Origin of the sequence: Streptomyces sp. KR55, assembly GCF_052245645.1 — a bacterium.
In the GTDB taxonomy this organism is placed as follows: Bacteria; Actinomycetota; Actinomycetes; order Streptomycetales; family Streptomycetaceae; genus Streptomyces; species Streptomyces flavusporus.
Genome location: NZ_JBQQCE010000432.1, coordinates 1 through 8314, shown reverse-complemented (window position 1 = coordinate 8314; position 8314 = coordinate 1). Strand labels below are relative to the sequence as shown.

At 73.1% G+C, this 8314-nt stretch carries 8 protein-coding genes and 1 pseudogene; 4 read left to right on the top strand and 5 right to left on the bottom strand.

Annotation, left to right across the window (positions count from 1 at the left end):
• The 3 genes and pseudogenes from ACTWQJ_RS40635 to ACTWQJ_RS40625 all read right to left on the bottom strand — a co-directional run.
• A pseudogene (locus ACTWQJ_RS40635) lies at positions 1-407 on the bottom strand (hypothetical protein); the annotation flags it as partial.
• Positions 408-594: 187 nt separating this feature from the next.
• Positions 595-1884 carry a GAF domain-containing protein gene (locus ACTWQJ_RS40630; protein WP_443311449.1) on the bottom strand — a complete coding sequence of 430 codons (1290 nt, stop codon included), beginning with the start codon at positions 1882-1884 and terminating at the stop codon, positions 595-597.
• Positions 1885-2173: 289 nt separating this feature from the next.
• Complete coding sequence (locus tag ACTWQJ_RS40625) at positions 2174-3808, bottom strand: acyl-CoA dehydrogenase family protein (protein ID WP_443311448.1); 1635 nt, start codon at positions 3806-3808, stop codon at positions 2174-2176.
• 112 nt (positions 3809-3920) lie between these two features.
• Between ACTWQJ_RS40625 and ACTWQJ_RS40620 the strand changes: the two genes are divergently transcribed.
• Positions 3921-5066, top strand: coding sequence for a YihY/virulence factor BrkB family protein (locus tag ACTWQJ_RS40620; RefSeq protein WP_443311447.1), 1146 nt, complete (start codon positions 3921-3923; stop codon positions 5064-5066).
• A 13-nt stretch (positions 5067-5079) separates the two neighbouring features.
• Here the strand turns inward: ACTWQJ_RS40620 and ACTWQJ_RS40615 are convergent, their stop codons facing one another.
• Positions 5080-5910 carry an NmrA family NAD(P)-binding protein gene (locus ACTWQJ_RS40615; RefSeq protein ID WP_443311446.1) on the bottom strand — a complete coding sequence of 277 codons (831 nt, stop codon included), beginning with the start codon at positions 5908-5910 and terminating at the stop codon, positions 5080-5082.
• Between the two features lie 81 nt (positions 5911-5991).
• On the opposite strand from ACTWQJ_RS40615, the gene ACTWQJ_RS40610 reads away from it, so the two are divergent.
• Together ACTWQJ_RS40610 and ACTWQJ_RS40605 are read left to right on the top strand one after the other, a co-directional pair.
• The gene (locus ACTWQJ_RS40610; protein ID WP_443311445.1) at positions 5992-7032 is read left to right on the top strand and encodes an AraC family transcriptional regulator; all 1041 of its coding nucleotides are present in this window, start codon (positions 5992-5994) and stop codon (positions 7030-7032) included.
• A gap of 10 nt (positions 7033-7042) precedes the next feature.
• The gene (locus ACTWQJ_RS40605; RefSeq protein ID WP_443311444.1) at positions 7043-7726 is read left to right on the top strand and encodes a helix-turn-helix domain-containing protein; all 684 of its coding nucleotides are present in this window, start codon (positions 7043-7045) and stop codon (positions 7724-7726) included.
• Here the strand turns inward: ACTWQJ_RS40605 and ACTWQJ_RS40600 are convergent.
• Positions 7712-8116, bottom strand: a complete 405-nt coding sequence (locus tag ACTWQJ_RS40600; protein ID WP_443311443.1) for a VOC family protein — start codon at positions 8114-8116, stop codon at positions 7712-7714. The genes ACTWQJ_RS40605 and ACTWQJ_RS40600 overlap by 15 nt on opposite strands.
• A gap of 67 nt (positions 8117-8183) precedes the next feature.
• Between ACTWQJ_RS40600 and ACTWQJ_RS40595 the strand changes: the two genes are divergently transcribed.
• Positions 8184-8312: a hypothetical protein gene (locus ACTWQJ_RS40595; protein WP_443311450.1), complete on the top strand. Its 129-nt coding sequence runs from the start codon at positions 8184-8186 to the stop codon at positions 8310-8312.
• The last annotated feature ends 2 nt before the right edge of the window (positions 8313-8314 follow it).

The following is an 8314-nucleotide window of genomic DNA, read 5'->3' as shown; positions in this document are numbered from 1 at the left end:
GCGTCCACGGAGGTGGTGACCGCTCCCGGCCGCCACCCCTCGGTGTCGTCCTCGGCCCAGCAGTGGGCGCGGGTGGCGGCGGGCGAGACGGGCAGCGCACGGCGCTCGGCGCCGGTGCAGTCGGCGGCGGGACGCAGGGTGTGGCCGGCGTCCGCGAGGACGGCGCCGACCCCGACGGTGCCGCCCGCCGCCGAGGCCGGCGACGGGAGCGGCTCCTCGTGGAGGCGCAGTGCCTCGAGCGAGACGTCGGAGGGGAGCGGTTTCAGGGCGCCCGGATCGGTGCCGACCGTGGCCTGGGAGGCGCTGATCAGGGTGGCGGCGCCGGTGAGCGCGAGGGCGGTCCCGGCCAGGAACGCCCGCAGCGCCCGGCCCTGCTTGCGTCGGCGGTGTCTGCCGCGATGCTTCATCCGTCCTCCCGAGGCGGGCCAACTGCGCCTGATGATCCGTGCGTTGGTCCAGGAGCAGGTGGGGCGACCCGTAGGGGATGCTACGGCAGGTCACCGGCGTCGCGGACGAAGACCCCGTAATTCCGCGGAAGATGCCGCCTCGTGACCATACCGACGCACCCTCGGGTCAGGGCATGGTCGCCGCAGGTCAGGGCACGGTTGCCGATGCCCGGGCCCGGACCACCGCCGGTGCGGTCGAGTGCGGCAGCAGCTCGCGCGGGTCGGACGGCAGGATCACCTCGATCTCCACACCCTCACGGAAACGGTACGGCCGGTGTTCCAGAAAACTCCCGAGGTACCGCCGGACCCGCGACAGCTCGGCACGCACCGTCACCGTGCGGGCCGGATCGCCGAACATGTCCTGCGCGAGCTGCGCGGCGCTGCGGCCGGCCGGGTGCTGGGCCAGCAGGAACAGCAACTCGCTGTGCCGCGGACTCAGTTCGTGGGTCCAGGAACCCGCGCTGCCGGACACCGTCACCGACCAGCGGCGTGGCTGTCCCAGGTCCAGCACGATCCGGGTGGCCCCGGGCGGCACCCGCTCGTCGGCCGGCCGCACCAGCCAGCCCTCGGCCAGCGGCTCCACCGTGCACAGCCCGAGCGCCGGCAGCCACCGGCGGCCCGCCGACAGCGACTTGGGCAACCCGATCCGGCTGGTGTACGGCATCCCCGTCACCGCGGCGGTCCAGCCGTCCCGGTCCACCACCAGCGCACGGCCGGTCAGCAGGGCGAGCACCGGTGCGCCCACCGCGCGCAGCCGCTCCAGCGCACTCAGATGCAGTTCACGCAGCCGCGCCTCGGCGAGCTTGGCCACCGAATCGACCCAGGCGAGGGTGGCCGGATGCATCGTCTCCAGCGGGCCGCTGACGTCCACCACGCCGATCAGCCGGCCGTCCCGCGGATCCGTGATGGGGGCGCCGGCGCAGGTCCACGAGGCGTGTGAGCGCACGAAGTGCTCCGCGGCGAACACCTGCACGGGCCGCCGTACCACCACCGGGGTGCCCACCCCGTTGGTGCCGACGACGTTCTCCCGCCAGTCGGCGCCGAGCAGGAATCCCAGCCCGTCCGCCTTGCGCAGCACGGCCGAACTGCCCTCGCGCCACAGCACCCGGCCCTCCGCGTCGGCGACCACCATGATGTGGTGAGCGGTGTCCGCGACCGACACCAGCCCCTCCCTGAGCACCGGCAGCACATGGCGCAGCGGGGACTCCTCGCGACGCCGCCGGATCTCCTCCGGCGACAGCAGCCCGGATCTGAAGTCGTGCTCCGGGTCCACCCCGCTGCGCTGCATGCGCCCCCAGGACTCCCCGATGACCGGCCGGGGAGCGAGGTGTGTGCGCTCTCCGGAGAGGGCGGCCTCGCGCATCTCGCTGAGCACCCGTGCCGCCTGCGCCGCGTCGACGGTGGCGAGCTGCGTCACGTTGATCGGCGACCGCGTCACTGAGTCCTCCCTGGATCGACCCTGGTGTGCGACCGGTGTCGACCCCTGCGGGTCGCGGTTTCCGGTCGCGCCCTGATGGTCCGTCCCATACTGCCGCCCATTGGTGACGGAGGGGCACACTCCGGTCACCGAGATCGGAAAGTTGCAACCCCTTGCAACCCTGGTGAACAGCCGTACGGTGATTGAAACTTGAGCGACGTCGCCTGTGCGGCGCTCATGGCCTCAAGCAGGCCAGGTGGGCAGGGGTGGTGCCGTGTCGGCGCAGCACCACCCCTGCTGACGTGCTGGGTCACGAAAGCGGTTGCGCCCGGGCCACCACCGACCTCAGGTCCAGGGTGTGCGGCAGCGTCCCGAACGCGCTGCCCCAGTCGCCGCCCAGCCGCGAGGCGCAGAATGCGTCGGCGACCTCCGGGGGCGCGTACCGCACGAGCAGTGAGCCCTGCAGCACCACCGCGAGCCGCTCGACGAGCCGTCGCGCCCGTGCCTCGATGCCCTCCAGGTCGGCGAGTTCCGTCAGCAGGTTCTTGATCGCACCGTCCAGCCGGTGGTCCGCGCCGCGCGCCTTGCCCACCTCGGTCAGGCAGGCGTTCAGCGCGGCGGGCTCGCGCTGCAACGCCCTCAGCACATCCAGCGCCTGGACGTTGCCCGCGCCCTCCCAGATCGAGTTCAGCGGCGACTCGCGCACCAGCCGGGGCAGCCCCGACTCCTCCACGTACCCGTTGCCGCCCAGGCACTCGGCCGCCTCCACCGCCACCGGCGCACAGCGCTTGGTCACCCAGTACTTGGCGGCCGGCACCGCCAGCCGCAGAAACGCGCGCTCCTGCTCGCCTCCGTCGTCATAGGCGGCCGCGAGCCGCAGCGCGAGCGTCGTCGCCGCCTCCGACTCGAGCGCAAGATCGGCCAGAACATTGCGCATCAGCGGTGCGTCGATCAGCTTTCCGCCGAAGGCCTCGCGGTACGTGCAGTGGTGGATCGCCTGCGCGACCGCCTGCCGCATCAGACCCGCCGAGCCGAGCACACAGTCGAGCCGGGTCGCCGCCACCATCCCGATGATGGTCCGCACCCCGCGCCCCTCCTCGCCGACCCGGCGCGCCCAGGTCCCGTCGAACTCGACCTCGCTCGACGCGTTGGACCGGTTGCCCAGCTTGTCCTTCAGCCGCTGCAGGAGGAACACGTTGCGGGTGCCGTCGGGGAGCACTCGCGGCACCAGGAAGCAGGTCAACCCGCCCGGCGCCTGGGCCAGCACCAGGAACCCGTCCGACATCGGCGCCGAGCAGAACCACTTGTGCCCGGTCAGCTCGTACGTCCCGTCCTGAGCAAGGGGCCGGGCGACGGTCGTGTTGGCGCGGACGTCGCTGCCGCCCTGCTTCTCCGTCATGCCCATCCCGAACAGCACCCCGGCCTTCTGGCCGGCGGGCCGCAGCTCACGGTCGTAGACCATGGACGTCAGCCGCGGCTCCCACTCGGCGGCCAGGTCGGGGTCCGTGCGCAGGGCGGGCACCGCGGCGTGGGTCATCGACAGTGGGCAGCCGTTGCCCGCGTCGACCTGCGACCAGACCAGGAACCCGGCCGCCCGTCGCACATGCCCGCCGGGCCGCACCCAGGCCGCGGTCAGGCCCGCCGACACGCCCTTGCCGAGCAGCCGGTGCCAGGCCGGATGGAAGTCGACCTCGTCGATCCGGTGGCCGTAGCGGTCATGGGTACGCAGCCTCGGCGGATGCTCGTCGGCCTGCACCCCCCACTCCTGCACCTGCGCCGACCCGGCGGTCCGCCCCAGCGCCGCCAGCTCGCCGAGGGCCTCGTCGAGCAGCGCGGGGTCGAGGTGCCGTTCGACGGCGGCCACCAGGGCACGGTCGGCGGTGAAGACGTCGTAGCCGACGAGCGGTGGGGGCTGGTTGGTCACGGTGTGGGTGCTGCGTGCCATGTGTGCGAACCTACCGCGCGGTACGGGCGGGGTCACCCCGCGGACACGGCAGCCCTCGGCCCGCCGTCCCACCAGGGTGAACCGGGCCCCGCACGGCGGATACCTTTGGTTTGTGCAGCCAGCAAGTGAATCCCCCGCGCCGTCCGGCCGTCTCCACCGGGCGCGTGCCCTCTACCGGAACGTCTCCAAGCGCAGGACCGCCTGGCTGCTGCTCAAGGACACCGTCAACTCCTGCATCGAGTACCGCATTCTCGGTCTGGCCGCCGAGGCCGCGTTCTTCACCCTGCTGTCCGTGCCGCCGCTGCTGCTCAGCCTGATCGGCCTGCTCGGCTACGTCGACGACTGGACCGGCACCGACACGATCTCCAGCCTGGAGACCAACATCCTGGAGGCCTCGCGCACCGTCCTGTCCGACAAGGGCGTGACCCAGATCGCGCAGCCGATCCTGGACGACGTGATGAAGGGCGGCCGCCCCGACGTCATCTCCATCGGCTTCCTGTTCGCCCTGTGGTCCGGCTCCCGCGCGGTGAACGTCTTCATCGACACCATCACCGTGATGTACGGCCTCGACGGGGTCCGCGGGATCGTCAGGACCCGCCTGGTGGCGTTCCTGCTGTTCATCGCGGCCCTGCTGATCGGCTCGGTCGCGCTGCCGCTGATGGTGGCCGGCCCGGACGCGGTGGTGCGGATCCTGCCGTGGTCGACGACGGTCGTGCAGGTCCTGTACTGGCCCGTGGTGATGGTGCTGTCCATCGCCTTCCTGACGACGCTGTACCACGTGTCGGTGCCGGTGCGCTCGCCGTGGGTGGAGGACGTCCCCGGCGCCCTCGTCGCCCTCGCCATGTGGGTGCTGGGCAGCTTCCTGCTGCGGATCTACCTGACGAACACCATCGAGGGCGCGACGATCTACGGCTCCCTCGCCGCCGCCGTCGCCGTGCTGCTGTGGATCGGCGTGTCCGCGTTCGCCGTCCTCGTCGGCGCCGCCGTCAACGCGGCCATCGACCGGGTCTGGCCCGCCGCCGCCACGGCCGCCGCCCGCGCCGCCAACGAGCGGATGCGCGAGGCGCAGGTCGCCGAGTACGTCGCCCGTGCGGCCGCGGCCCGCGAGAACGACCCGGACCCGGACGACCCCGACATGCCGTCCGAGTTCCCGGAGCGCTGGTCCCGCTTCCTCCCGCCGGAGGACGTGACCTCTCGCCTGCGCACACAGGTCAAGAGCACCCACAAGGGGGGCGGGGAGACGCCGCCGCAGGAGTAGAGCCGCTGGGCGCTCAGGGCCTCCACGTCCCCGCCGCCGCGGCCTCCGCGGCGAAGTCCGCGAAGTCGCGCGGCTCGCGCCCCAGCACCCGCTGGACGCCGTCCGAGAGATGCGCGTTCCGCCCGTCGAGCAGCGTCTCGAACACCTCCACGAGCAGCTCGACCTCCTCGTCCGGCACCCCCAACCCGGCCAGGTGCGCGCCGTACTCCCGCGCCGACACCGGCCGGTACGCCAGCTCACGCCCCGCCGCCTTCGCGACCTCCGCCACCGCCTCCCCGAACGTCAGCAGCCGCGGCCCGGACACGTCGACCGCCTTCCCCACGTACCGGTCACCCGCCAGCAGCACCGCCACCACCACGTCGGCGATGTCCCGCACATCGATGAACGGCTCGCGCACCTCACCACCGGGGAACACCAGCTCGCCCAGCCGCAACCCCTCCACCAGCGGCCCTTCGCTGAAGTTCTGCATGAACCACGCGGCCTGTACGACCGTCCAGTCCGCGGCCGACTCCCGCAGCGCCTCCTCGGTCGGCCGCGCCTGCTCCTCGCCGCGCGCCGACAGCAGCACCAGCCGCCGTACGCCGAGAGAGACCGCCTCGTGCGCGAGCAGCCCGACCGCCCGTGTGGCCGCCGCCGAACCGACGTCCCCGGGGTGCACGAGATACGCCGCGTCGGCGCCCCGCAGCGCCTGCGCCCACGTCGACCGGTCCGCCCAGTCGAAGCCCTGGGCGCGCGTGGCGGGCCGCACCGTCAGCCCGGCGGCCTGCGCGGCCCGGGCGACCCGGCTTCCCGTACGACCGGACGCACCGGTCACCACCACTGTCATGTCCGTTTTCCTGGTCATGCCTCAAGTGAACTGCCGCAGCGCGGCAAGGGCCCATCGCTGAACGGCTCATTCCCATATCCGCACGTCTACGCTGACCGCATGGACGCTCCCCCACGCTCGAACGGTCCCCCACTCTCGGCTTCGCTCGAGCGGGAGGAGCCCCCATCGCGGGGGGACCCCCTTGCAGGCCTCCTGGAGGGTCCCCGTGCACGGGGCGCCTTCATGATCCGGGCGTGCTTCGATCCGCCCTGGGCCGTCCGGGTGGAGGACCAGGCGCCGCTGACGGTGATGCTCATGGTGCGCGGCGACGCCTGGGTCGTCCCGGACGCCGGGGAGCGGGTGCGGCTGCGGGCCGGCGACCTCGCCATCGCCCGCGGCCCCGACCCCTACACCTGCGCCGACGACCCCGGCACGGCACCGCAGGCGCTGATCCTGCCGGGCGCCGAGTGCCGCTACCCTGACGGCACCTCCCTGCGCGGCTCCATGGACCTGGGTGTACGCACTTGGGGCGACCGGCTCGACGGCTCGGCGGTCCTGCTGATCGGCACCTACCTCTGGCAGGGCGAGATCAGCGGCCGGCTGCTGGACGCGCTGCCGCCGCTGCTGTCCCTGCCGACGGACGTGTGGCGCTGCCCGCTCACGCCGCTGCTCATGGAGGAGATCGTGCGCGACGAACCGGGCCAGGAGGTCGTCCTGGACCGGCTGCTGGACCTGCTGGTCATCGCCGCGCTGCGGGCCTGGTTCTCCCGGCCCGAGGCCGAGGCCCCCGCCTGGTACCGGGCGTTGGCGGACCCGGTCGTGGGCCGGGTGCTGCGCCTCGTCCAGAACGACCCCGCCCACCCGTGGACCGTGGCGTCGCTCGCCGCCAAGGCCGGGGTGTCGCGGGCCGCGCTGGCCCGCCGCTTCACCGACCTGGTCGGCGAACCCCCCATGTCCTACCTCACCGGCTGGCGCCTCGCCCTAGCCGCCGACCGGCTGCGCGACTCCGACGACACCCTGGAGGCCATTGCCCGCCAGGTCGGCTACGGCAGCGCCTTCGCGTTGTCCAACGCCTTCAAGCGGGTGTACGGGGTGAGCCCGCAGGAGCACCGGATGCGGGAGGCGCAGAGCGTCGGGGTCGTCGGGCCTCAGGAGTCGTAGCCTGGCGTACGTGTACGCGGAGCGGGCGTCCAGGGTGAGCGGCGCGGTGGTGTGGACGAACACGCCGACGGGGTCCGGTGCGGGGCGGGTCCTGCCCGACGGCTGCATGGACCTGCTCTGGAACGACGGCAGGCTGCTCGTCGCCGGCCCGGACACACGCGCGTACGTCACCGAGGGAACGGCCGGACCCTGGGCGGGCGTCCGCTTCTACCCGGGCACCGCGCCCGCCCTCCTGGGGATGCCCGCGTACGAGGTCCGTGACCGGCGCGTCGAACTCGCCGACCTGTGGCCGGCCGCGCGGGTACGGCAGCTCACTGCGCGCGTGAACGCGGCCGCCGATCCGGCCGGCGGCCTGGAGGATGTGGCCTTGCGTCTCGCGGCCGACGCCGACCAGCCCGACCCCCTGCTGCGGCAGGTCGTCGTGGCCCTGGACGCGGGCCGCCCGGTTGCCGCCACGGCCGACGAACTCGGCGTCGGCGCACGCCGGTTGCACCGCCGCTCGCTGGCCGCGTTCGGCTACGGCCCGAAGACGCTGGCCCGCGTACTGCGGCTGCAACGGGCGCTGACACTGGCGAGGCAGGGCGTGCCCTTCGCGGACACGGCGACCCGGGCCGGATTCGCGGACCAGGCCCACCTGTCCCGGGACGTAAGGGACTTGGCGGGAACGACGCTGGGCGAGCTACTCGCCGGCTGACGGCAGCGGCGCGAACAGGTCGACGCCGTTGCCGTCCGGGTCGTTCAGGACGGCGTACCGCTGACCCCAGAAGGCGTCCCACGGCTTGAGCTCGCCCCGGTAGCCGGCACCCACCATCTCCTCGTACACCGCGTCGACCTCACCGGGCCCGTCGCACAGCAGCGCGAGCGAGGCCCGGCCACCCCCGACGGGCGGCTGCCACCCGGGATGGAAGGACCGCACACTCTCCTCACTGTCCAGCAACAGCCGCAGCCCGCCGGGCAGTTCGGCCTCGGCATGCGGCTCCTCCTCGACACCCTCGGGAAACGCGAACCCGAGACGACGGTAGAAGGCGACAGAGGCGGCCATGTCGGAGACGACCAGGCCGATGGCATCGAATCGTGGACTCATGGGGCCACCGTAGGCGGCACCGGGAGACCGGGTCTTGAACGAATCGGACACTGCGGGACGGGGCTGAGTGCCTGACTGCGATGACGCGGACGGGGCGGCGTACGCCGACGCGGTGTCGGAGTACGCCGCCCTGGAGCGGGACGAGTTGCGGGAGGCGGCCCGCGCTGTCATGGCGGTTACTTCGGGCCGCGGTTGAAC